The following is a 24,275-nucleotide window of genomic DNA, read 5'->3' on the forward strand; positions in this document are numbered from 1 at the left end:
CGGCGGGATCCGGTTACTCCAACTTGCCCAGCCGCTGGATCGCCTGGTTGGAGCCCAACAGGATGAGAATGTCGCCTTGGCGAATGGTGAAATCCGCTTTGGGAATGAAGATCACTTTTTGACTGTGACCGTCCCGGACCGCCAGGACCTGGGTTTCGAATCGGTTGATCAGGTCCAAGTCCCGCAGGGTCTTGCCCAGGAAGCTCGCTGGCGGTTCCAGTTCGAATATGCTGTAATCTTCGATAAAAGGAAGGTATTCCAGCATGTTGGGTGTTGCAATGCGCTTCGCCAAGCTCAGGGCCAAGTCCTTTTCGGGAAAGAGAATCTGGTCGGCGCCCACCCGTCGAAGGATCCGTTCGTGTTCTTCGCTGAGGGCCTTGGCATGGACGTCGCGCACCCCGATTTCCTTGAGGAGAAAGGTGGCCAGGATGCTGGCCAGCATGTTGGTGCCGATGGTCACCACGGCCAGGTCCACCTGGTCCACCCCCAGATCCTGAAGGGTGTTCTTGTCGGTGGCGTCCGCCACCACAGCCACGGCGATGTCGTTTTTGGCCTTTTGGACCACGTCCTTTCGAACGTCCAGGCCGAGCACGTCGAAGCCGCGTTCCGTCAGTTCCTTGCCCAGGTAGTAGCCGAAATTGCCCAGCCCGATGATGGCCACCCTCTTCACAACACGCCCTTTCAACCGATCATGGCCGGTTCTTCCGCAAATTCATAGAAGCTTCGTTTCCCCCGGGGCTGGATGGCCATGGCGAGCACCAGCGGCCCCAGGCGCCCCGTAAACATCAGGCAGATAATGATCCATTTGCCCCAGAAGCTCAAGGTCGGGGTGGCCCCCATGCTGAGTCCCACGGTGCCGAAGGCCGAGGTGGCTTCAAAAAGGAGCTCCAGAAATCGTCCCCGGCTGGCCGCGTAGGCCACATCCCGCAGTTCCGACCAAAGCAGCAGGTAGGTTCCCAAAAGGATCACCACCACGGCCAGCACGAAGATGGAAAAGGCACGCCGGAGGGTTTCTTCCGGGATGGTCCTCTGGAAGGCATGGACGGTGGGGCTGCCGACCAGACGGGCGCGGCTCACGGCCGCCAGGACCCCCAGGGTGGTGGTCTTGATGCCTCCCCCCGTGGAGCCGGGCGAGGCGCCGATGAACATGAGCATCAAGGTGGCCAGAAGGGTTTGATTGTCCATGGCGGCGAAGTCCAGGGAATTGAAACCCGCCGTCCGGGTGGTCACGGACTGGAAGAAGGAGGCCAGCAGCTTGGTTCCCAGGGGAAGCCGGGCCAGGGTTTCGGACCATTCGCTGAGCAGGAAGAGGAGTGTTCCACCGGCCAGCAGGGCCGCCGTGGTGGAAAGGGCCAGTTTGGTGTGCAGGGAAAGCATCCGCCACCGCTTTCGATTGCGAAGGGCCAAGGCCGTCTCGTGGAGGACCAGAAAGCCGATGCCGCCGCCGATGATCAAAGCGGCCATGGTGAGGTTCACCAGGGGGTCTCCGCGGAAGCCCACCAGGGAGTCGGGAAAGAGGGAAAAGCCGGCGTTGCAAAAGGCGCTCACGCTGTGGAACACCGCCACGTACGCGGCTTGTAGACCCGGGTAATCGGCATGGAAGCGCAAGAAAAGCAGCAGGGCCCCTGCGGTTTCGAACACAAACGTGAAAAGGAGGATGTTGCGCATGAGATGGGTGAGATGGGCGGTGGGGCCATGGGTGTAGGTGTCTTGGAGCAGAAAGCGAGAACGAAAGGAGATGCGGTGTCCCAGCGCCATGAGGAAGGCCGTGGAGAGCAGCATGATCCCCAGGCCGCCCACCTGGATGAGCACCAGGATCACGCCTTGGCCCCACACGGTGAACTGAGTGCCGATGTCGTAAAGGCTCAGCCCGGTGACACACGTGGCCGACGTGGCCATGAAGAGCGCGTCGATCAGGGGAAGCCGCTGTCCGTGGACCATGGGCAAGAGGGCCAGCGCCAGCGTCCCCAAACCGATGATCCCAAGGAACCCGGCCACGGGAAGGAGCGGGGGCGGAATCTTCTGAAGCCATCGTGAATGCATGGGAGATCTTTATTCCCTCCTCAGCCGCACCTTATAGCACGTGAGTCTTTTCCCTGACAAATGAAGGCGGCCGCCCAGGGGAGTCTGGAAGCCCGGTTCTTCCACGCATTGACCCGGGGGGGGCGGGGGCCTATAATTCGTTCCATACACGGCGGATGATGGCATCGATCCGAAGAAAGCGGCGACAAAGATGGAATTGGAACCCCTCGGGGATGTGTGCGTTTCGTTTTCACCACCCTTGGAAAAGGGCTTTTTTATTCGGCGCTACAAGCGATTCCTGGCCGACGTCCAGCTGGAAGACGGCCGGGTGGCGGCGGTTCACTGCCCCAATTCCGGCTCCATGAAAGGCTGTTTGGAGAAGGGAGCGCCCGTTCGACTCACCCCGGCGCCGGCTGGAAGCAGGCGCAAGACCAGCTATACCTGGGAGATGATACAGATCAACGGTGGCTGGGTGGGGATCAATACCAACATGCCCAACCAGCTGGCGGCCTTGGCGGCCCAAAGACATGCGCTTCCTGTGTTCCGGGAGGCCGTGGATGTGCGCCGGGAGGTGGCCGCCGGCCGCCACAGCCGCATGGACCTGCTGGTGGAAACCACCCGCGGGCTTCTCTGGGTGGAGGCGAAGAACGTCACCTTGGTGGAGGACGGAACGGCGCTCTTTCCCGATGCCGTCACCACGCGGGGGGCGAAACACCTGGACGTTCTGGTGGAGAAGGTTCGCGAAGGGCATCGGGGCGCCATGTTCTACGTGGTGCAACGCCAAGATGCCCGGCGCTTCGCCCCGGCGGCCTCCATCGACCCGGTGTATGCGGAGCGCTTCCAGTGGGCCTTGAGCCAAGGCGTGGAGGTGGTGGTGGTTCAGGCACGGGTCACGCCGGAGCGCATCTGCCTGGCGGGGCTGTTGCCTATGGCATGATGCCGACGTTCAGGAACGAAATGCGAAACGGATTGGCAGGAAAGGAGACGAAGGGGCATGAGCGAAATCATTGCGGTACGGGCCCGGGAAATCCTGGATTCCCGGGGAAACCCAACGGTGGAAGCCGATGTCATTCTGGAGTCGGGGGTCATGGGGCGTGCGGCGGTCCCGTCGGGAGCCTCCACGGGAAGCCGGGAGGCGCTGGAGCTTCGCGATGGGGATGACAAGCGCTACTTGGGCAAGGGAGTCCTCAACGCCGTGCGGAACGTGAACGACGAGATCGGCCCCAAGGTCGTGGGGCTGGAAGCCCAGGACCAGGCGGAGATCGACCGGTTCCTGATCGCCTTGGACGGGACGGAAAACAAGAGCCGCCTGGGCGCCAACGCCATTCTGGCGGTCAGTATGGCAGTGGCCAAGGCCGCGGCGGAGGAAGCGGAACTGCCCCTCTACCGCTACCTGGGGGGCGTGGCGGCTTACACCTTGCCCGTTCCCATGATGAACGTGCTCAATGGCGGGGCCCATGCCGACAACAACCTGGACATTCAAGAATTCATGATCGTGCCGGCCGGTGCGCCCACCTTCAAGGGAGCCCTTCGCATGGGGGCGGAGATCTTTCACACCCTCAAGAAGGTGCTCAAGGCCCAAAACCTCAACACGGCCGTGGGCGACGAGGGCGGTTTCGCCCCCAGCCTGCAGTCCAATGAAGAGGCCCTGGGGCTTCTCATGGACGCCATCAAGGCGGCGGGATACGTGCCGGGAGAAGATGTGTTCATCGCCCTGGACCCCGCTGCCAGCGAGTTCTACGAAAACGGCCGTTACCTGTTGAAGGCGGAAAAGCAGTCGGAAAAATCCCCGGAAGACCTGGTGGGTCTGTACGAGGATTGGGTCAACCGCTACCCCATCCTTTCCATTGAAGACGGTATGGCGGAAGGCGACTGGGACGGGTGGAAGCTCATAACCCAGCGTCTGGGCGACAGGATCGAGATCGTGGGAGACGACGTCTTCGTCACCAACACCAAGATCCTGGCCCGGGGGATCGAAGAAGGGGTGGCCAATGCCATTCTGATCAAGCTCAACCAGATCGGCACGGTAACGGAGACCTTCGAGGCCATTTCCATGGCCGCCAAGGCGGGCTATCGGGCCGTCATCTCCCACCGATCCGGGGAAACGGAAGACACCACCATCTCGGACCTGGCGGTGGCGGCGGGCATGGGTCAGATCAAGACCGGGTCCCTTTGCCGAACGGACCGGGTGTCCAAATACAATCAGCTGCTGCGTATCGAAGAGGAACTGGGGGACGCGGCCCGGTATGCCGGAACGGAAGTCTTCAAGCGATAGTCCGGGTGGTAAGGATGGCGAAGGCGCCCGGCACCGCCGGGCGCTCCGGATCGCCTTGACCGGAGGGATCGCCAGCGGCAAGAGCACCGTGGCCCGCTTGTTGGAAGCCAAAGGGGCCCGGGTGCTGGATGCAGACCAGGCCGCTCGGAGGGCCGTGGAGCCCGGTCGGCCCGCGTGGAGGCGTCTGCGGGAGTTCCTGTCGGCGGACTATTTCCTGCCCGATTCCGGTGAGTTGAATCGCCGGAAACTCCGGCGGGCGATCCTGGACGACCCCCATCTGAGGCGGCGTGTGAACGAAGCGGTCCATCCCCACGTCTTGCAGGAAATGGAGGCGGAGTGGCGCCGGGCCGTGGAAGCCGATCCAAGGCGACCGGTCGTGTTCGACATCCCGCTGCTCTACGAGACGGGACTGGAAGGTTCCTTCGATTGCGTCATCCTGGTCTATGTTCCTGCGCAAGTGCAAATCCAGAGGCTTTGCGCCCGGGACGGCGTGAGCCGCCCGGAGGCGGAAAGGACTCTGGAGATGCAGCTTCCCATCGAGCAGAAAAGGGCGTGGGCGAACCTGGTCATCGACAATTCCCAGGATCTGGAAAACACCCGTCGCCAGGTGGACGCGGTGTGGCAAGAGATTGCGATGCGTTCCCAGGACAAGAGGACGATCCATGGCGGTCAAACACAAGCATGACGTGGTTATCGTGGGCTCGGGACTGGCGGGGCTTCGCGCGGCGGTGGAGGCCGCGGGCCGCTGCGATGTGGCCCTGGTGAGCAAGGTCTTTCCCACCCGGTCCCATTCGGGCGCCGCACAGGGAGGCATTGCGGCCTCGCTGGGCAACGAAGAGCCCGATTCCTGGGAATGGCACATGTTCGATACAGTCAAGGGGGGGGGATTACCTGACGGATCAGGACGCCGCCGAGGTTCTGGCCCGGGACGCCCCGCGGGCCATCTATGAACTGGAACACATGGGGGTTCCCTTCAACCGCAATCCGGACGGCACCATTGCCCAGCGGGCCTTCGGGGGCCACACCCGGAACTTTGGGGAGGCGCCGGTCAAAAGGGCCTGCTATGCGGCCGACCGAACGGGTCGCGTGATCCTGGACACCCTCTATGGACAGAGCGTGCAAAAGGGCATCCGGGTCTATCCGGAACTGTCCGTCATGGATCTGGTGGTCCGGGACGGGGCCGTGCACGGGGTGGTGGCCTACGAATGGGCCACGGGAGAACTGCACCTTTTCCACGCCAAGGCCGTGCTGGTGGCCACGGGGGGCTTCGGCAAGGTCTTCAAAACCACCTCCAACTGTTTCGCCAATACGGGCGACGGCGCCCACATGGTCTTGCGCCACGGTTTCCCGCTCCAGGACATGGAGTTCATCCAGTTCCATCCCACCGGCATCCACGGCCTGGGGGTGCTCATCAGCGAAGCGGCCCGGGGCGAGGGCGGCCTGCTCAGGAACCGGGACGGGGAGCGGTTCATGGAACGCTACGCTCCCACCATCAAGGACCTGGCGGCCCGGGACGTGGTCTCGCGGGCCATCATGAGCGAAATCCGAGACGGGCGGGGCATCGACGGGCGGGATTTCGTCCACCTGGACCTCACCCACCTGGGCAAGGAACGGCTGGAAGAAAGGCTTTCCGACATCTCGTCCTTCGTGCGCATCTACTTGGGAATCGACCCGGCCGCGCAGCCCATCCCGGTCCATCCCACCTGCCACTACATGATGGGGGGGATCCCCACGGATGTGGACGGGCGGGTCCTGGACGCCGCGGGCTATGCCGTCCCCGGCTTGTATGCCGCCGGGGAATGCGCCTGCGTGTCCGTGCACGGGGCCAACCGGTTGGGATGCAATTCCCTTCTGGACCTGGTGGTCTTCGGGCGGCGCACGGGACGACGCCTGCTGGCGGATGTTGCCCAGCTGCCCTTGCATGAGGCGGGCGGAGAGGCGCTGGATGCGTGCCGGGAGAGGATTCAAAGGCTCCGGGAGCGCCGTTCCGGGGAGCGTGCGGCCGGGATTCGCCAAAGGATGCAGCAGGAGATGATGGAGCGCTGTGGGGTGTATCGGACGGCCAAGGGGCTGGAGGAGGGGCTGGACACGATCCGGGGGTTGCAGGAAACGTGTCGAACCCAGCTGGTTCTGGACTACCGGGGCGACCGGTACAACACGGACCTCATGGAGGCGCTGGAATTGGAATCCCTTCTGGGCCTGGCGGAAGTGATGCTGCTGGCCGCACAAAAACGGACGGAAAGCCGGGGAGCCCACTATCGCGAGGATTTCCCGGAACGCGACGACGCCAATTGGCTGTGCCATTCCCTGGTCTACCGGGACGGAGCCCAGCTGCGCTACGCCACCAAGCCCGTGTCTATTACGCGTTTCCAACCCAAGCCGAGGGTGTACTGATATGGAACTGACCTTCAGGATCTACCGATACGACCCGGAACGGGATTCGGAGGCCTACTACCGGACCTATCGGGTGGAGGCGGAGCCCGGGGAGCGCATTCTGGATTGTCTGAACCGCATCAAGTGGGAGCAGGACGGGAGCTTGAGTTTTCGCATGTCGTGCGGCCACGGTGTGTGCGGGTCCGACGCCATGCGTCTCAACGGCCGTTGCGCACTGGCGTGTCAAAAGCTGGTGCAGGACTACCAAGGGGAACCGGAGATCCTCGTGGAGCCCCTGCCGTCCTTTCGGGTGCTCAAGGACCTGGTGGTGGACTTGGAGCCCTTTTTCGAGAAGGTCAATTGGGTGCGCCCCTACCTGCTGGCCGGGGACAGCGACCCGCAAAAGGAGCGATTGCAGGATCCCGCCGAAAGGAAGAAACTGGATCAAGTAATCCGGTGTATCTTGTGCGCCTGCTGCATGGGCGCGTGCCCCGTGGTGGGGGAGAACGAGCACTTTTTGGGACCGGCGCCGTTGGTGTGGGCCTTTCGCTACATCTTCGACAGCCGGGACCAGGAAAAGGAGGATCGGCTCCGCAAGGTGGATTCGGAAGATGGAGCTTGGGGATGCCGGAACCACTTTGAGTGCACCAGGGTGTGTCCCAAGGAGATTCCCGTCACCAAGAGCATCAACTTCATCAAGCGGGAAATTGAAAAGGTGTTTGGAAGCTGAACACAGGAGGAAACCATGTTCGAGCAACGGGAAGTGGAAGCCAAGATCCGGGAGCTCTATCCGGACATCGACAAGTTCGGGATCTTTCTCACCGTCAAGAAGGAAAGACTGTTGGGAGCGGACAACTACGACGTGGTTCTGGAAAAGGATGCCCGAACGGCCACCTTCAAACTGGGAATCGACGATGTGAAGCAGTGCATGGCGGGCAACCGCTGTTCTCTCATCAATGCGGAGTTGGAACGGTTCGTACGCCGGTTCATCGACGAAAGCTACACCATCGCCGAAGCGGGGTAGCCGGCCCTGCGGGTGGCGGGGGAGGCTCGCGTCGCGCCGCCGGATGCCGTGATAAGGGTGGTGGTCGCGACAAGGGCTGCAGTCGTCCTTAAATTTTGATCCAATCTGCTTTTCTCGTAAGGAAGGAAGTCGATTCATGTTGCACTGGTTGCCGGGGCCGATCAACGGCCTCTTTTCCCTGGGTTGGCTGGCGGCCAACACGCTCTTGTGTACCACGCCGCTTTTCCTCTTGGCCTTCTTCAAATGGGTGATTCCTCACAAAAGGTGGCGGGCTTTCTGCGACCATATCCTCAACGGGATCGCCCAGACGTGGGTCGCCATCAACAACGCGGGCCTGGCCCTGACCAAACGGATCCGCTGGAACGTGACCGGTCTGGAGAATCTGCAGCGCCGAGGCTGGTACATGGTTCTGGCCAATCACCAGAGCTGGACGGACATCGTGGTGCTCCAGAAGGTCTTCCATCGTCGGATCCCGTTTCTCAAGTTCTTCATCAAGAAAGAATTGATCTATGTGCCCGTGTTGGGATTGGCCTGGTGGGCCATGGACTTTCCGTTCATGAAGCGCACGCCCAAGTCCGTCCTGAAGAAAAAACCACACCTCAAGGGACGCGATCTTCAGGAAACGATCAAGGCCTGTGAGAAATTCAAGGCCATTCCCATTTCGGTCATGAACTTTGCCGAAGGCACCCGGGCCACCCTGGCCAAGATCAAGGCGCAGAAATCCCCCTACCGGCACCTGCTGCGGCCGAAAGCGGCGGGAACGGCAATTGTGCTGGCGGCCCTCGGCCAAAAGCTCAACAGCATCCTGGACGTGACCATCGTCTATCCCGAGGGCACGCCCAGCTTCTGGGCCTTCATCTCCGGCAAGATGCAGGAGATCCGGGTTCACGTGGAGTCCATCCCCGTTCGGGCCGACCTGGTGGGCGACTATTTCAACGACCCCCAGTTCCGAATCCGCTTCCAGCGTTGGCTCAACAAGGTCTGGGAGGAAAAGGATCGACGGATCCAAGAGATCCTGGAAGAGTATGGCGCGGTCCTGGACGCGCCCCCAAACGACGCGATGGATCTCAGCGCCGCTTGAGACGGCCCCCTCAGATGCTCTCCAGGCCCAGTCGCTTCAGAGCCTTGGGGGTCGGCCTTCCTTGTGCGTCGTAGCCCCGGAGCCGGTAGTAATCCTCAAGCATCGTCGATAGGGGAACGGTGCGCCCCTGGGGATCGCCGGACCGGGCCTGTGTGAGGAGCCGTTTCGGCAAGGTGTCGTCTTTTCGTGTCAGGCCTTGCCGAACGTTGAGTAGGCGTTCCAGCGTGATGATGCGATCCCCCGCCTTGAGCAGCTCCCTTTGGGTGATCCCAGTGCCCGTCACGGTCTGGAAAAGACGGCAATAGATTCCCACGTCCATGAGCCGAAGGGCCAGGGCGGGAAGGTTGCCCATGGTCCAGGCCAGCAGGGGCTTGGGGGTCCAGCGGGCCACCGGGGCCTCCAGCAGGTAGGCGTAGGTGGTAAAAAGGCAGGTGGACAGGGAGTTGATGGCGGCGTAGAGGCTTTCGAAAAAGCGGACGTAACGGGCCTTGCCCCGAGTGGTGTAAGGGTCCAAAAGTCCCAAAAAGACCTCCAGGGCGAAGAGGGTGGCCGAAAGATGGCAGCCGCCCCGGTTGGCCACCGCATAGGCCAGGCCCTGCCCCCAACTGCCTCGAGGGTCATAGGCGGGCAGATCCAGCCCCTTGACCTGCATGGAAAAGTCTTCGCCGCCCACCTGCTGGGACATGCGACGGGTTCCTTCGGCCATGAGGTTTCCCAACCCCCGGCGGTAAGCCAGGTCCTGAATGGCCTCTTCCACGTTTTCCCCATGCCCGAACCGCAGGGGGGTGTGGACCAGACCCCGCCGGCCCGCTTCCATGGTGAAGGCCAGGACCCCGCCGCAGCTGATGGTATCCAGTCCCAGCCGACCGCACAGCTCGTTCCAGCGGGCCACCGCTACCGGATCGAAGATCCCCAGGCCGGCTCCAAGCAGCCCCACGGTTTCGTATTCGGGCAGCTGTCGCTGCGCACCGTCCGGAAAGGTTCCCCTATGTCCGCACAGAATGGTGCAGGGCGTGCATGTGCTGGGCCGGCCTCCGAACCGGTGCCGCATGGCCTGACCCGAGAGACGATGGGATTCGGGGTGGCTGCCGTCCGAAAAGTTGTGAACCGGCAGGATCCCGCTCCGGGCGCACAGATCCAGGTGGCCCGCCGTTCCATACCGGCGGTAGAGCTCCCCCGTGAAAGGATTCCGGTTGATGTGGACGGTGGCCTTCTTCTTGACCGCTTGAAAGGTTTCGGGGTGAGCGGGGACGTTCCGGTAGGACCCCCCCCGGGCCACCACGGCCTTGATCTTTTTGGAACCCAGAACGGCTCCGAAGCCGGCTCTTCCCAGGAATCTGTGGCCCGAGGCCACATTGGCGAAGAGGACTCCGTTTTCTCCGGCCGGACCGATCACGAGCGCCCCATCTTTCTTTCCCAGATGCAGCGCCGCCTGGGTCTCCCAGGTGTCCAGGCCCCACAGGCCATGGGCCGGCTCCAGCCGGACCGTGCCCGCCTCGATGCAAAGCAGGCTCGGATCCCGGCAGGCACCCCGCAGGATGAGGCCTTCGTAACCGGCGGACTTGAGAGCGGTCCCGAAGGGACCTCCGCACGACGACGAAGCCACCAGGCCCGTCAGGGGGGACTTGGTGACGGCGCAAAACCGGGCGCTGCAGGGGGCGCCCGATCCCACGAGAGGGCCGTTCATGACAATGAAAAGGTTGTCTCCACTCAGGGGGTCCGTGCCGGCAGGGAGTCCTTGGGCCAGGTATCGCAAGGCCAGTCCTTTGCCGCCCAGAAAGAGACGGCGGGCCTCTGGGGTGACCTCGAACGTGCGGATCCGCCCCGAGCCGAGATCCACTTCCACTACACGGTTTCCGTCGCTCACCACAGGGGTTTCTCCCTTGAGATCGCTGCTGCCACGACCCGGCTAGGACGTGCGGTCCTCTTTCCAGTTGAGAACCACGCGGGCCAACCCTTCCACCATGTCCACGATGCGCGGGCCGGATCGGCAGGTGAGGCCGCAATCGAAGAGGTGGACATGTCCATGGCGGACGGCGTTGCAGGCGGCCCAAAGCGGGTCCCCTTGCAGTCGCTCCTCAATGAACGGTTCGCAGAAAAAGATCACATCGGGATTCCAGGAAACCACCCGTTCCGGACTCACCCGCACGTAAGGGGCGATCTCCTGGTCATGGAAGAGATTGGCGCCTCCCGCCATGTCAATCACATCGTGTTGGAAGGAGCCGGGGCCCACCGTGATCAGAGGATCCCAGTGCATGATGCGAAGGATGCGGGGGCGTTTTCCATCGGCCGTGGCGGATGCCACGGCCTTGCGCACCCGCTCCAATCGGTCCCTCAAGGATCGGATGGCCCGTTCCCCCCTCGGGCCGCGGCCGATGCGTCGCGCCAGGGACGCCATGTCCTCCAATGCGTCGGCCACGGTCGGCGGGTCGCTGTGAAAAACAGCCAGGTTCTTTGCTTCCAACCAGGACGCCACCTCTTCCTGGTGTTTTCCAAAGGTGCAGACCAGATCAGGTTCGGCGTCCAGAACGGCTCGCACATCAGGCGAGGCCCATGTGCCGAAGGTGGGAACAGTAAGGATTTCTCTCGGATAGTCGCAGTCTTGCGTGCGGCCGATCAGATTCTCGGCGGCTTCCAGAAAAGCGAGAATCTCCGTCTGTGTGGGGGCCAGGGACAAGATCCGCATCTTGGTTGTCCTCCATTCCGGTGGGGCGCGATAGCGGCTTATGTGTGGCTCTTCACCGCTTGGTATGGAAGCGGTCATGGGCTTTCTGAACCGCCGTCGTCATCGGGTCCCCCGCAGGGGCGCGGATTGAAATCGGGCGCGCGCTGGTGTGGCGAACCCGAGGGCGGCTGCTCCCTGGCGCCGTGGCCGGCCGAAGATGCCTGCGTGCTCGGCGCCGAAGTCGGGGCAGGTTCGCAACCCGCCCCGACGGGCGCGGCGCGGCTTTCGGTGGAAAGTGGCGCACGGGCGCCCGTGAAGGTTGGGACGGCCAATGGGCCGTCAGTTTTCCGGTTTCGCATCGGGCCCCATGGTCAGAACGCTTGTCGGTCGTCGGGCCTGGGGGGCTTTCGCACAAGACAGAGGGCACTACCCCGGATGCCTTCACGGTTTTCAACGATCTCCACTCCCTTGCCGTCCTCGGTGAAAATGAGCAGCGGCGTCACGTGATCGGCCACCTTCCCATCCACGGACAGGACCTCCAGGGTGGCCCGGCCTTGCTTCAGTTCGTCCAGCGCTTCACGAACACTGAAGCCGGATCCGAAGGCCTGGCGGGGCGGGTGCGGCGTCTCCATGAGAAGGGGGTCTCCCGCCGCATCGGCCTTGGCACGAAAAACCCGGTGGGGCCCCAGCTGAACGGCGGCCGCCTGGGCCACCAGTTGGTTCAAGGCGTCGTCGTTGCTGATGGCCAGCAGCCTTCCGTAGCCCTGCTCCAGCGCCTCTTCGTATACGTGGATGTTCAGCACGTCGGCGCACACCGTTTGGTGGCCCCAGCCTTGGGCCAGGGAACAGGTGGAGGGGTTCGTGTCCAGGAAGGCCACAGGGATCCGCTGGGAGGCAAACTGGGCGATCTGGGAGCTAAGGGGATGGATGCCCACGATAAGGATGCCCAACCCGCTGGAAGGAAGCTCCACGTCCAGAAGCGCCGCCAGCGGCCGGCTGACCAGGGTGGCGAAGGCCCCGGACAGAAAGATGATTACAAAGGTGAGGTTGGTGATGATGGGCATCACCGGGTCGCCCTTGAGGAGAATATCTGCGTAGGCCACCGTGGCCAGAGCCACGATCCCTCGGGGGCCCACGATTCCCGCATAGAGCCTTTCTCTCCACGGAAGAGGAGTTCCCGCCAGAGCAACCAGGACGGAGGCAGGCCGAACCAAGGCGCCCAAAATGAGAGCCACGACCAGCATTCCGGGCCAGTGGGCCGCAACGGCAAAGGGATCGATGGTCGAGGAGAGCAACACAAAGATGCTTCCTATAAGGACGATGGAGATCTGTTCCTTGAAATGGCGCACGTCTTCGATGGCCGAGGTTTTTCCGATGGACAAGACCAGACCGGCCGCCGCCGCGGCCAATGGGCCCGAGTGCTCAGACAGCAGATTCGACACATGGAAGATACCCAAGGCGGCGGCAAAAGCTGTCACGCCGGGCAGGGCCGGCTCCTGCAGGCGCATGACGAAGGGGAATACCCAGCGGCGCAGGATTTCGCCGGCCAGAACCCCCACAAAGAGCCCCAGAAGAAGGCGTTCCAAAAAGAGAAATCCAATCCTTTCCGGTCCGTGACCCGACCCGGACAGGATGAACTTCAAGGCCACTCCGCTGAGAAGCACTCCCAGCACATCCCCCCAGATGGATTCCCAGTCGAGCAGGCTCCGCAGGGAAGGGCTGAGGGACACAGCCTTGAGAAGGGCGCCCACCACCGTGGGACCGGTGACCACGATGAGGGCCCCGAAAAAGAGGGCCTTGGGCCAGGCAAGGTCCAGGATGAGGCGGCCGAGGACAGCGGCACCCAGTCCGGTCAACGGAAGGCTGATGAGCAGTATCCGGCGGATGGCGGCTCCGGCCTTGCGGAAGCTATGGGTGGACAGACTGAGGCCGCCTTCGAAAAGGATCACGGCCACCATGATTTCCACCAGCACCACCAGGCCGTTCCCCAGCGATTCCGGCCGAACCCAGCCCAGTCCCAAGGGACCAAGAAAAACCCCGAGCAGCAGGAAAAAGAGGATGGGAGGAATGCGCAGTCGACGTCCCAGAAGGGTACTGGCAACGCCGGCCACGACGGCGATGGTGACGGTTTGAAGGGCCGTGTGGAGCATGGGATTTTTCCGCTGTCGCCTTTTCTGGAGTCTTTTGGGTTTTCCCTCCCGCCTTTCCGTCGGGACTGGGCTTTTGCGTCCCTCGTGTTATACTGTTTTTCACAAAATCTGTCGATCCACACGGAAAGGATATACCCCATGGACCATCGGGTGGCATGCTACGCGGGACCGGGAATCTTGCCGGTGATTCGCGAAGAAGGCTTTTCTTTCCATCGGGTGCGATGGATGTGGGGCGCGGCGGGAGGGCCCAAGTGGCTGGTGCTCTACGGCATGGATCGGGCCTTGTGCCAGGAGTGGCTGCCCCAGCGCAGGACCCCCCTGAACGTGGTGGGCTCTTCCATCGGCTCCTGGCGTTTTGCCGCCTATTGCCGCCGAAATCCTTTGGATGCCCTGGAGTCCTTCCTGGAGGCCTATCTGGCCCAGAGCTACAGCTCCCGGCCCACAGCGGCGGAGGTCAGCCGGGTGCTGGGCCAAGTGCTGGACCGCCTGGTGCCCCAAGCGGCGGTTCGCGAGATCGTGGATCATCCCCTTGTCCGTCTGCATGTGGCCACCACCCGGGGCCGCGGCCTGGTGGCCTCCCGCAGGCGCCCCCTGCTTTCCCTGGGTTTGGGCCTGGCCTATGGGATCAATGCCCTTTCCAGAAAAGGACTCTTGAAGTTCTTTGAACGGGTCTACTTTTGCCATTCCCAAAGCGAGCTTCCCCAGTGCCTGGACAACGGAGCCTTTCCCTTGAAAACGGTCTCCCTGACGGGTTCCAACGCGCGGGCGGCCCTGCTCGCCTCCGGTTCCATCCCCCTTCTCATGGAAGGGGTGGACGCCATTCCCGGGGCTCCCCCCGGACCCTACTGGGACGGCGGTCTGCTGGATTATCATCTCACGGTTCCCGTTCCCGTCGGTCCGGAAGAAGTGGTCTTTTATCCCCACTACACGGACCGGCTGGTCCCTGGTTGGTTCGACAAGCGCTTTGCCCACCGGCGACCGGATCTCCGGGCCATGAAGAACCTGTTCCTGGTGGTTCCCTCCCGGAGCTTCGTGGAAAGCCTCCCCTACGGCCGGATCCCGGATCGTCAGGACTTTTGGACTTTCGCCGGAAACGACGCAGAGCGGCTGGCCTTCTGGAAGACGGTTCTGCAGCGGTCCCGGGACATGGGAAAGGCCTTCATGGATCTGGCCGGATCCAGCGTTCTGAGGCACCAGGTGCGTCCTCTGGAGGAGTTTTTCCAAGGGGCCCGGCAGGCGCTCTGAAAGAAGACACTTCTTTTCCGGGGGCGGTTCTTGGCCATGCGCCCAAGACCCCCCCAAACGCCGCCGGCAGCAAGTACCGCGGGAGGATGCAGCCATGATTCGCCACGCCATGGAGGCCGATATCGACAGAATGGAGGAGATTGAGACGCTGTCCTTTCCCAACCCCTGGACCCGCTACTACCTGGAACACGCCCTCCGGGATTTCTGTCTGGTTTACGAAGAAGACCGGGTTCAGGGATACCTGGCGGCTACGTGTAAGGAAGAAGACGGGAAGGCGACCATCCTCAAGGTGGCCGTACACCCCCAAGCCAGGGGCCGGGGCGTGGCTTCCGCCCTGGTCCAGGGCGCTCTGGATCGGTTCCGGGAAAGGGGTATCCGAAACGTGGACCTGGATGTGAAGATCATTTCCTCCGGGGCCGTGAGGCTGTACGAAAAGTTCGGGTTCCGCGTCCAGCGCATGGTGACCATCGATTCCGGGGACACCAGCTTCTACATCATGAAAAAGGATCTGTAACCCCAAGGCGCCTCCGCGTTTCCAACCATATAGGGGAGAGCGGATCCTGGTCCTTTATCGACCCTTGACAAACCGGGCGCTCGGTCCTTACGATGCGAAAGTGTTCTCATCTTGCAATCTCTTCTTGCCACATGAACTGGACCCGCAGGTGCCTGAACGATCATGGAGCCCCTTGGATCCCAGTCCTGGAAACGTCTCGCCGCGCTGGCCCACACCCTGGTGCCAGAAACCGCGTCCCTGAGCGCCCAACAAAGCGATCGATTCCGCCACATCATCCGCCAGGCCCTGATGGAACGGCCTGCGGCCGTGGCCCTGCAGCTGCGCCTCTTTCTGGCCTTGGTGGATCTGGCAGCGGCGTGGCGCTACGGTACCCGCTTCGCCCGCCTTTCGGATCCCAAACGGCAAAGACTTCTTGCCTGGTTCCAAGACGGACCGGTCCCGCTCTTTCGAAAAGGCTTCTGGGGCCTCAAGACCCTGGTGTTCATGGGCTATTACGGTCAGGATGAGCTGTGGCCCCGCTTCAACTACCAGCCCGTCATGAACGGAAACGACGTGCTCCATGAAAGAAAAGGTCTATGACATCGTCATCATCGGATCCGGTGCGGGCGGAGGAACGGTGGCCAAGGAACTGGGCGCCTTGGCCGCTTCCGGGGCCCGGGTGGCGCTGCTGGAATGGGGCCCGGAACTGACCGCCGGAGACTACACCGGCCGGGAACTGGACATGGCCCGCAAACTCTATGTGGACAGCGGCGGGCTCCTGACTCGGGACGGCACCCTGACTCTGGCCATGGGGCGGGCCCTGGGCGGCTCCACCGTGGTCTATACGGGCACTTCGCTCGTCATGCCCGAGCGTGTGGTGAACCGTTGGGCCGTTCCGGGGCTCCATGCCGAAGACCTGCAGCGCAGGTCGCACAAGTATCTCGAGGAAAACAACGTCCATCTGCAGGACGAAAGGGATCTGAACGAAAACAATCTCCTCTTCGCCCAGGCGTGCCGCCGGCTGGGCTACGGAGTCCATCAGTTTCCCATCAACGTGAAGGACTGCAAGGGATCCAGCCTGTGCAACCTGGGCTGTCCCCACGGCGCCAAGCAGGGCACCCACCGGGTCCAAATCCCTGAGGCTCGCAGGCGGGGCGTGGAGGTGGTGACCCACTGCCGCGTGACGCACATCGGGGATCGATGGTGCGAGGCGCTGGTGCGCCCGTGGGGGTACGGATATCCATCGGCATGGGAACCGGGAATTTACAAGGTGCGGGCCAAGGTGATCGTGGTCTGTTGCGGAGCCGTCCATTCCCCGGCCCTGCTGCTCCGTTCCCGGCTGCCGGTGGACCTGCCGGCCCTGGGACGCTACCTTACCTTGCATCCCGCCTTGATCCTGGTGGGGGAACATCCGCGACCCATCACCAACTTCTACGGCCATCCCAAGAGCTTCTATTGCGACCATTTCATGGAATCGCACCGGTTCCTGCTGGAAACGTGCATGTACTTCCCCTTCACCACGGCCAAGAATCTCATCGGCTTCGGTCCCCAGCACAGCCGGATGATGCACCGCATGGATCGGATGCAAATGATCTTGGCTTTGGCCCTGGACCCGGCCCTGCCGGAGAACCGGGTCCGCGTGGACCGTCGCGGAACGCCCGTGGTGGACTACCGGTTGACGCCCCCGGTCCTGGACAGCCTCCATGAAGCCATGAAGGCCAGCGCCCGGATCTTCTTCGAAGCCGGCGCGGTGCGGGTGCACGCCCCGGCGGGCAGGATCTTCTCTCTGGGAGTGGAATGTGGGGACCGTCTCGACCACTGGATCCCGCGCCGAAAGGTCCAGCCCGGACGCATCTCCGTTTCCAGCGCCCATCTCATGGGGGGATGCCGCATGGGGACCTCTCCCAGCGATTCGGTGACCGACGGGTGGGGGCAGGTCCACGGAGTGCCGTGGCTGTTTGTGGCCGACAGTTCCCTCTTTCCCCGCTGTTCCGAGGTGAATCCCTACATCACGGTCATGGCCTTGGCCGATCGCGTGGCGGAAGGCATTCGACAACGATCACAGGAGCTTTGCGCATCATGAAGGTCCGCGGCGCCCAACTGGTGGTGAAGGCACTGGAAGACGAAGGCGTTCCTTGCACCTTCGGGATTCCCGGCACCCACAACATCGAACTCTACGACGCCCTGGAGGACGCACCGACCCTCCGGCCCATCCTGGTCACCGACGAACAGAGCGCTTCTTTTATGGCGGACGGGGTTTCCCGCTCATCCCCATCCCTGGGGGTGGTGAATCTGGTGCCGGGCGCGGGGGTGACCCACGCCCTTTCCGGGATCGCCGAAGCCTTCATGGACAATGTCCCCCTGCTGGTTCTGGCCTGCGGCATCCGCCAGGATATGGGCATGGCCTTCCAGCTCCACCACATCGATCAGAGCGCCCTGCTGCGGCCCATCACCAAGGAGGTGATCCGTCCGGAAAGCGCCGAGGACCTCTACGTGGCCGTGCGCCGGGCCTGTCGTTTGGCCCGGTCGGGCTGTCCAGGCCCGGTGGCCGTGGAGGTCCCCGCCGACTTCTACTTTGTGACCCAGGAGGTGCGGCAACCGTACCGGGAGCCTGAAGAAACGGTACCCAAGGCCCCGGATGAAAAGCTGGTGGCTGAGGTGGCCAAACGGCTCAACGCCGCGCACCGTCCCCTTCTGTACGTGGGAAACGGCGCTTCGGGCGCGGTGCAGGAACTGCAAAGGCTCGCCGAGCTGCTGGCCGCCCCCGTGGGAACCACCATCCAGGGTAAAGGCGTCTTCGACGAGCGGCACCCCCTCTGGCTCTGGAATGGCCTGGGCCGGGCCGCTCCACCCTTCGTGCAAAAGATCGTGGCCCAGGCCGATTGTATCCTGGCTCTGGGGTGTCGATTCGGGGAGGTGGCCACGGCAAGCTACGGCATGGATCTGCCCGTTGCCGTCATCCATGTGGATGTGGATCCCGGTGTCTTCCATCGCAACGTGCCCACGGATCTGGCGGTGGAAGGGGATGCGGGCCTCTTCCTGAAGGCGCTGCTGCCCAAGATCCGCCACCGCGCCCGGGACACCGCCCTGGAACAGACCATCGCTGAGGGCCACGCCGAGGTGCAAAGGCGCTGGGCGTCCTGGTCCAGCCCGGACCGGGTGACGCCTCACCGGTTCTTTGCAGCCCTCCAAGAACACGCTGGCTCCCAGGCCGTCTTTGTGACGGATTCGGGAAACGGCACCTTCCTCGCCATGGAACACTTGCGCCTGCAGGGGCCCGGTCGGTTCCTGGCACCCGTGGACTTTTCCTGCATGGGCTACAGTGTGCCGGCGGCCATCGGCTCGGCCCTGGTGCATCCCGACCGTCCGGTGGTGGCCCTGGCCGGAGACGGGGCGCTTCTCATGACGGGCTTGGAGCTGCTCACCGCCTCCCATTATGGAATCGGACTTGTGGTCTGCGTTCTGAGGGACCAGAAGCTGGGTCAGATCGCCCAGTTCCAGAAGGTGCCCATGAATCGGGAAACGTGTTCCCAACTGCCTCCTTACCGGGTGGAAGACCTGGCCCGCCTCACTGGCAGCGGCTTTTTGCATCTGGAAAAGGACGAATCCCTGAACCGGGTGTTGGAGGAGGCGTTCCGGCAGGCGCACCAAGGCCGGCCCGTGCTGGTGGATGTGGCCGTGGACACTAGCCAAAAGACGTACTTCACCAAGGGAGTGCTCACCACCAATTTCTGGCGCCTCAGTTGGCCGGATCGGCTGCGGATGCTCAAAAGGGCCCTTGCCCGGCGTCTCCCGAAGGCGGGATGAGGAAACGAAGGCAAGCCCCGTGAAGCGGCCCACTCCGGCGCGGTCCTTTGGACAGGCTGTGCGGAAACGCCGGGTGGGCGCCTTTCCGTGCGGGCCCAATGTGGGGAAACCGTGAAGACGGGGCCTGCCGGCTTGAGAGGATTCAGGCCCTGCCCTGGTAGGGACGACGCGACGGGTCCCCCTGGAAAGGGCGTTCGGAGCGGGACCTCATTTTCCGAAGAGCGTTTTCGGGCAAGCTCTCAGGCCGATTCGGAAAACTTGGCCATCATGGCCTGCTGCATGCGGGCGGTCACGGCGTTGCGGTCATGGCCTTGAGTGAGGCGCTTCGCCAAAAGCCTTCCCGCTTCCTCCGCCGCCTGGAGGCAGGCCGGATCCTTTTCCACATCGGGGATGGTCTCCTCGGTGAATTTCTGCCCCTCCTGTCCACCCAGCAGGTAGGGAATCCCCACCTTGCAGGTGTCCCCGTAGCCGCAGGTGTAGCAGGATGCGGCCCCCTGAGCGGACACCTTGGCCACCGTTTCGATGAAATTGTAGGCCAGAAACCTTTCCAAATCATCGGCGGGAAAATGCCCCTGGGTGCCGCCCACTCCCACGGCCACGGCCAGCTTGCCCCAAAGCAGGTTTCCTTCCTGGTGGCGGAATTGAAACCAGCGCTCCAGGAAAGCGTGGGTAAGAGCATTGAGGCCCGAATAGTAATTGGGGGCGCCGATGACGTAGGCGTCGGCGGTCACAATCTTTTCGCGCAAGGCGGCCAAGTCGTCTTCCACCTTGCACACGTTGTCCTTGGCGCACCCCAGGCATGCGATGCACCCTCCAATATGCTTCTTGCGCAGGCTGACCAATTCGTAGTTCAGGCCGGTGGCTTCCAGTACCCTCCGGACCAGCCGGTAGGTCCCCGAAACCTTTTCTGGGCGAGGGCTTCCACTGATGCCCAGGATCAACATGACCACTCCTTTCCGTTCCGTGCCTCTGGATGTCCTTGGGTCAGGTCCCCGGCTTCCCCGGGAGCGCCCGCCGGAGAATGTTCACCATGGATTGCAACCGGTATGGCTTTTCCACCACATCGAAGGCACCCAGGTCCAGGAGCCGGGAACGCTCCTCCCCATCCAGATAACCTGTGGAAACGATCACGGGAAGATCGGGCCAGGTGGCGCGCATCTTTTGGAGGCACTGAATGCCTCCCATGCCCGGCATGTTGAGGTCCAGGATGACGCCGTGGGGAAGTGGCTCCATGCTATGCAGGATTTCCAGGGCCTCTTCCCCGTTGGCGGCCGTGAAGGTCTGGATGCCCTCCAGGCTCAACAATTGGCAGCCGATTTCCAGTAAGCTCGGCTCATCGTCCACCAGCAGCACCCGGCACCGGTCCAGTGGGGGCCGGGGATCCGGCGTTGCCGCCTTACGAGCCTCGTTCCCTGCATCCATCTGGGCTAGCCTCCACGAGCGATGAGTCTGGGATAGAGACGTCCTTTCACTATTCCAATCGGACGGCGAATCCCCTTTCTTGAATGGCGTGGGCATGGACCGGTGGGTCTTTCGGACCCAGGGGTGCGAAGACGACGGGCCCTGCTGGGTTCTTTTTATCCAGCCCTGTGCCCGCGGGGTGTGACGCGATTTGGAGTAAGGATATCCCTATCTGGTTGAAAGGAAAAGGAGAAACATCTTTTGCCTTCGAAGAAGTGCCGAGTGGCACATGGATTGCCCTTATAGCAGGTCAAACGGAGCGCTTCCGTAGAGGCAAAAAAAGAATCGCAGTGGATGGTGAAAAGAAAAGGAGTCGATGATGAAGAAAAGAGTGTTGGGTATCGCCCTGGTGGTCTTGGTGGGACTTGCGGTTTCTTCTGTTTGGGCCTGGAGGGGTCCGGGCGGCGGCTGGGGGCCCTGTTGGACGGCCTCCAATCCCCAAGTGCAGGCCTTCGCCCAAGAGGTTGCGCCGCTGCGCCAGGATCTTTACCAGAAGCAGCAGGCCTATCAGCAGCTTCTCAATACACCGGATGCGGACCCGGCGGAAGTGGGGCGGCTGGCCCAGGAGATCAACCAGCTTCGCCGGCAGATTTGGGAAAAGGCCCGTCAGAGTGGCATGGCCAACGGCTACGGACACGGCCGCCGGGGCGGACACGGTGCCGGCATGGGCTATGGTCCTTGCGCCTACGGTTGGAATGGACCTCCTTCCCAGGCCCAGTAAATTTCCGTCTCCAAGAAGGGGGCGCCTTGAGCGCCCCCTTCTTTTTTGTACACGCATTCATACCAAAGGTTCGTGAGGGGCCGGCAGGAAGCGGCTGGAAGAGCAGATGCCTTTTACGCAAGGCCGCTATCGTGACCCAACAGCCTGGGAACGGCAGGAAACTGGCGAAAAAGTTCCCCCGATCTGGAACTTGAGACGACGAGCGCTTCAGGTCCCACGCCCCGGTCAAAAGATGAGCTCATGGGTTCCCTTCTGTGGGAGCGTCGAAAGGCAGGACGGATCCCGGTTCTCTGTCCGGGGAAATTGAAACGGGTGGGGGGGAGAGAGCACCGGGGCTTTGGCCGGTGGGGAGGCCGGGCGGGGTTCGCCGCGTGCTCGGCGTGCTTCATGGGAGTGGTTTTCCGGGAGGGGCCAAGGGCGTGATCGGACCGCCGTCTAAAAGCCGGTCGCGTGGCGTCGGATGGACTCCAGCGGCAGGGAATCCACGATCCGTTCCAATCCGTCGCTGTTGAGGTCCAGCGTGTTGAGGCTGGAAGCCACCGGTTTCAGATTGGGACGCTCCAGCTGCAGTCCGCCCAGAAAGCGGTTGGCGATGAAGTCGGCCAGCACGAGCACCGCCCCGTCGGTTTCCTGGGATTGGGCAAAGGTCTCATCGTGATGGCGGCTCACCGCATGGAGGATTCCATCGGGCAGGTCCCAGCGGCGGACGAAGAGGCTTCCGGCCGTGGCGTGATCGATGCCGAAGGCTTCTCTTTCCACCTCCACAAGGGGACGGTCGTTTTGCAGGGTGTTCCGGTAGAAGAGGGGAGCGTGGGGCGCCACCGCCTGATCCAGCACCACCTTGCCGATGTCGTGCAACAGACCGTTGACATAGGCGCTTGCGGGGGAGCCTCCGGTCGTCTTGGCCAGGTGTTCGGCGATGAGGGCCGTCCCCACCGCATGCTGGAAGAGTCCTCCCTTGCACAGGGAATAGCCGCCCGGGGCCGAGGGAAAGACCGAAGAGAGAATGACCGTGAGGGCGATCTGCAGGACGCGGTTCTCTCCCAGAAGCACCACGGCGCGATCCAGGGATGTGACCTTGCTGGAGGGGCTGAAAAGCGGGGTATTGCACAGGGCCAGGAGCCGGGCCGCCAGCACCTGGTCCCGGCTGATCTCCCGGCTCACTTCACTCAGGTCCGCGCCCTCCTTGCGAAGCAGGTTGAGGATCTTGAAGGCGGTTTGAGGGATGGGGCGTAACTGCTCCATCAGGTTCAAGAGGTCCTCTTCGCCCAACTTGGAAGGGGGCTGGGATGCGGATGCGTCCGAACAGGGGGCGGCAATGGGCCGGATGTGCGGCTTCCAGGAACCGCAGTCGAGGCAGAGGGCGCAGGTGAAGGTCCCGCCGGTTTCCGCCAGGACCACCGGGATGTCAGTGGATTCGAGGAAGGAGGTGACCCGTTCCAGTGTCTTGGAACCGATCTGAAGGTCGAGCTGAACGTCAGCGCCCGGCTCCACGATGGCGCCGCCGGCCACCGCGGCCTTCAAGTTCGTCGCCTGGGCTCCTTGTGCCAGGAGGGCGTCCACGAAAACGGGCAGGCCGGAAACGGCGTAACGGCATGGATTGGCCGATTCCATGCCCGGAACCAGGGGCTCTCCCAGAAGCGCGTGGTATATACCTCCCACCCGAGCCTGTTCGTCCCAGACGGCCACGCCCACGCAGGTTCCCAGATAGGCTTCCAGAATGACTTCACCGGCCCCTCGGACGATGAACTCCCCGGACGGGACGATCTGGCGGCGCTCGTGGCGGTTCCTTCCCAAGCGAGGCATCATGATGGCGCCTTTGAGTCTCTCGTGAGGTTTTCCATGGGTGTCAAGAAGGCCTGGCAACCCCCTTGGCCTGTCCTATGGAAAATTATCCCGTCACGGGCCTTTCTGCAAGAAAAAACAGTCGGATCCCGATCTCAAGGCAGCCATGTTGGCATTGCCAACAGACACCGGAATGCCTAATGTACATAATTGAGATGACAAATTCTTTGACGGTTGGAAGGAAGGATTCATGGCTCCCAACGATTATTACGCCCTTTTAGGTGTTGCACCGGAAGCGAGCGACGAAGAAATCAAGAGGGCCTACCGCAAGCTGGCCCTGGAGACCCATCCGGACCACAATCCGGGGGACAAGGAGGCGGAGGAACGTTTCAAGAAGATCAACGAGGCCTACGCCGTCCTTTCCGATCCCCAGAAACGGGCTGAATACGATCAATACCGCCGCATGGGCTTCCGCGGCCAAGGAAGCCCCGGGATGCAGGGTGCGGGATTTTCCTACACCCAGGAAGACATCCTCCGGGAATTTTTCATGAGCCGGCAGGCCCAGGAAATCTTTCGGGAGATGCAACAGGAATTCGAACGCATGGGATTCCGCTTTGACGAGCGTTTCTTCAACAATTTCTTCTTCGGCGACCAGGCCTTTGTCTTCCGTGGCGGCACGTGGAACGGTCCGGGCGGCTTTCGGGTCTACCGGTATTCCAACAGCGGTGGGCCCGGGGTTGGCCCGGGAGTGGGACGCCAGGCGGGGGACATCCCCCAGGCACCTTCTTTGGTGAAGCCCCTGCTGAAAATGGGGGCCTCCCTGCTCTGGCAGGCGGGCAAAAGGGCGGGCAAGCGGCTTCTCAACAAGGCCCTCCAATTGGTGAGCGGCTCTTCACCGGGGGAGCACCGGGAAGGCGACGTGGTCTATCGGCTCACCTTGGACGCCGCGGACGCCCAGCGGGGGACGGTGGTGGAAGTGGCCTTCCCCCACCTGGATAACCGCCGGGTGTCGGTGCGAATCCCCGCCGGGGTGACCCATGGCGCACGCCTTCGGCTCAAGAACATGGGGCGGCCTCTGGCCCATAACGGCGGCGCCTCCCGGGGGGATGCCTACCTGGAGGTGCGGGTCCAAGGCCTATGAACCGTTTTGAGGGAAGCAGGGAAGGGGAGGAA

21 protein-coding genes and 1 pseudogene are annotated in these 24,275 nt (G+C 62.8%); 14 read left to right on the plus strand and 8 right to left on the minus strand.

Annotated elements, in window-relative coordinates:
• Window positions 1–13 precede the first annotated feature (13 nt).
• Entirely contained in the window at window positions 14–670 is a 657-nt protein-coding gene (locus tag B9A12_RS00110; RefSeq protein ID WP_084055518.1) for a potassium channel family protein, read from the minus strand.
• Between the two features lie 11 nt (window positions 671–681).
• Window positions 682–2,043, minus strand: a complete 1,362-nt coding sequence (locus B9A12_RS00115) for a TrkH family potassium uptake protein (protein WP_084055519.1) — start codon at window positions 2,041–2,043, stop codon at window positions 682–684.
• A 190-nt stretch (window positions 2,044–2,233) separates the two neighbouring features.
• Here B9A12_RS00115 and sfsA point away from each other — a divergent pair, with 190 nt between their 5' ends.
• The 7 genes and pseudogenes from sfsA to B9A12_RS00150 all read left to right on the plus strand — a co-directional run bounded on the left by sfsA (window position 2,234) and on the right by B9A12_RS00150 (window position 8,775).
• Window positions 2,234–2,959: a DNA/RNA nuclease SfsA gene (gene sfsA / locus B9A12_RS00120; protein ID WP_084055520.1), complete on the plus strand. Its 726-nt coding sequence runs from the start codon at window positions 2,234–2,236 to the stop codon at window positions 2,957–2,959.
• A gap of 57 nt (window positions 2,960–3,016) precedes the next feature.
• Window positions 3,017–4,297 carry a phosphopyruvate hydratase gene (gene eno / locus B9A12_RS00125; protein WP_084055521.1) on the plus strand — a complete coding sequence of 427 codons (1,281 nt, stop codon included), beginning with the start codon at window positions 3,017–3,019 and terminating at the stop codon, window positions 4,295–4,297.
• Entirely contained in the window at window positions 4,269–4,982 is a 714-nt protein-coding gene (gene coaE / locus B9A12_RS00130; protein ID WP_084055522.1) for a dephospho-CoA kinase, read from the plus strand. Before eno ends, coaE begins: the two co-directional genes overlap by 29 nt.
• A pseudogene (gene sdhA, locus B9A12_RS00135) lies at window positions 4,960–6,691 on the plus strand (succinate dehydrogenase flavoprotein subunit). The gene coaE and the pseudogene sdhA overlap by 23 nt, the downstream one beginning before the upstream one ends.
• A gap of 1 nt (window position 6,692) precedes the next feature.
• Window positions 6,693–7,400, plus strand: a complete 708-nt coding sequence (locus tag B9A12_RS00140; protein WP_084055523.1) for a succinate dehydrogenase/fumarate reductase iron-sulfur subunit — start codon at window positions 6,693–6,695, stop codon at window positions 7,398–7,400.
• 15 nt (window positions 7,401–7,415) lie between these two features.
• The gene (locus B9A12_RS00145) at window positions 7,416–7,694 is read left to right on the plus strand and encodes a hypothetical protein (protein WP_084055524.1); all 279 of its coding nucleotides are present in this window, start codon (window positions 7,416–7,418) and stop codon (window positions 7,692–7,694) included.
• A gap of 136 nt (window positions 7,695–7,830) precedes the next feature.
• Window positions 7,831–8,775 (plus strand): acyltransferase, encoded by a 945-nt coding sequence (locus tag B9A12_RS00150; protein ID WP_084055525.1) that lies wholly within the window; start codon window positions 7,831–7,833, stop codon window positions 8,773–8,775.
• Between the two features lie 10 nt (window positions 8,776–8,785).
• Here the strand turns inward: B9A12_RS00150 and B9A12_RS00155 are convergent, their stop codons facing one another.
• The 3 genes from B9A12_RS00155 to B9A12_RS00165 form a co-directional block, all read right to left on the minus strand.
• Entirely contained in the window at window positions 8,786–10,642 is a 1,857-nt protein-coding gene (locus B9A12_RS00155) for an aldehyde ferredoxin oxidoreductase family protein (RefSeq protein ID WP_212636771.1), read from the minus strand.
• A 42-nt stretch (window positions 10,643–10,684) separates the two neighbouring features.
• Window positions 10,685–11,461, minus strand: a complete 777-nt coding sequence (locus B9A12_RS00160; protein ID WP_170920228.1) for an ABC transporter substrate-binding protein — start codon at window positions 11,459–11,461, stop codon at window positions 10,685–10,687.
• 350 nt (window positions 11,462–11,811) lie between these two features.
• A complete protein-coding gene (locus B9A12_RS00165) occupies window positions 11,812–13,590 on the minus strand; it encodes a cation:proton antiporter (RefSeq protein ID WP_084055528.1) in 1,779 nt (592 codons plus the stop codon).
• A gap of 138 nt (window positions 13,591–13,728) precedes the next feature.
• On the opposite strand from B9A12_RS00165, the gene B9A12_RS00170 reads away from it, so the two are divergent.
• From B9A12_RS00170 to B9A12_RS00190, 5 genes are all read left to right on the plus strand, one after another.
• Window positions 13,729–14,835, plus strand: a complete 1,107-nt coding sequence (locus tag B9A12_RS00170; protein WP_084055529.1) for a hypothetical protein — start codon at window positions 13,729–13,731, stop codon at window positions 14,833–14,835.
• Window positions 14,836–14,929: 94 nt separating this feature from the next.
• Entirely contained in the window at window positions 14,930–15,349 is a 420-nt protein-coding gene (locus B9A12_RS00175; protein WP_084055530.1) for a GNAT family N-acetyltransferase, read from the plus strand.
• Between the two features lie 162 nt (window positions 15,350–15,511).
• On the plus strand, window positions 15,512–15,928 hold the full coding sequence (locus B9A12_RS00180) for a gluconate 2-dehydrogenase subunit 3 family protein (RefSeq protein ID WP_084055531.1): 417 nt from the start codon (window positions 15,512–15,514) through the stop codon (window positions 15,926–15,928).
• Window positions 15,909–17,411: a GMC family oxidoreductase N-terminal domain-containing protein gene (locus B9A12_RS00185; protein ID WP_084055532.1), complete on the plus strand. Its 1,503-nt coding sequence runs from the start codon at window positions 15,909–15,911 to the stop codon at window positions 17,409–17,411. The genes B9A12_RS00180 and B9A12_RS00185 overlap by 20 nt, the downstream gene beginning before the upstream one ends.
• Entirely contained in the window at window positions 17,408–19,135 is a 1,728-nt protein-coding gene (locus B9A12_RS00190; RefSeq protein WP_084055533.1) for a thiamine pyrophosphate-binding protein, read from the plus strand. The genes B9A12_RS00185 and B9A12_RS00190 overlap by 4 nt, the downstream gene beginning before the upstream one ends.
• Before the next feature lie 239 nt (window positions 19,136–19,374).
• Here B9A12_RS00190 and B9A12_RS00195 read toward each other — a convergent pair whose 3' ends face one another.
• Window positions 19,375–20,079, minus strand: coding sequence for a flavodoxin family protein (locus B9A12_RS00195; RefSeq protein WP_084055534.1), 705 nt, complete (start codon window positions 20,077–20,079; stop codon window positions 19,375–19,377).
• 40 nt (window positions 20,080–20,119) lie between these two features.
• Window positions 20,120–20,557 carry a response regulator gene (locus B9A12_RS00200; RefSeq protein WP_170920229.1) on the minus strand — a complete coding sequence of 146 codons (438 nt, stop codon included), beginning with the start codon at window positions 20,555–20,557 and terminating at the stop codon, window positions 20,120–20,122.
• 358 nt (window positions 20,558–20,915) lie between these two features.
• Between B9A12_RS00200 and B9A12_RS00205 the strand changes: the two genes are divergently transcribed.
• On the plus strand, window positions 20,916–21,317 hold the full coding sequence (locus B9A12_RS00205; RefSeq protein WP_084055536.1) for a hypothetical protein: 402 nt from the start codon (window positions 20,916–20,918) through the stop codon (window positions 21,315–21,317).
• Window positions 21,318–21,752: 435 nt separating this feature from the next.
• On the opposite strand, the gene B9A12_RS00210 is transcribed toward B9A12_RS00205, so the two are convergent.
• Window positions 21,753–23,126, minus strand: coding sequence for an HDOD domain-containing protein (locus B9A12_RS00210; protein ID WP_084055537.1), 1,374 nt, complete (start codon window positions 23,124–23,126; stop codon window positions 21,753–21,755).
• A 226-nt stretch (window positions 23,127–23,352) separates the two neighbouring features.
• Here B9A12_RS00210 and B9A12_RS17720 point away from each other — a divergent pair, with 226 nt between their 5' ends.
• Window positions 23,353–24,243, plus strand: a complete 891-nt coding sequence (locus tag B9A12_RS17720; protein ID WP_084055538.1) for a DnaJ domain-containing protein — start codon at window positions 23,353–23,355, stop codon at window positions 24,241–24,243.
• The last annotated feature ends 32 nt before the right edge of the window (window positions 24,244–24,275 follow it).

This window comes from Desulfacinum hydrothermale DSM 13146 (assembly GCF_900176285.1).
Taxonomy (GTDB): Bacteria; Desulfobacterota; Syntrophobacteria; order Syntrophobacterales; family DSM-9756; genus Desulfacinum; species Desulfacinum hydrothermale.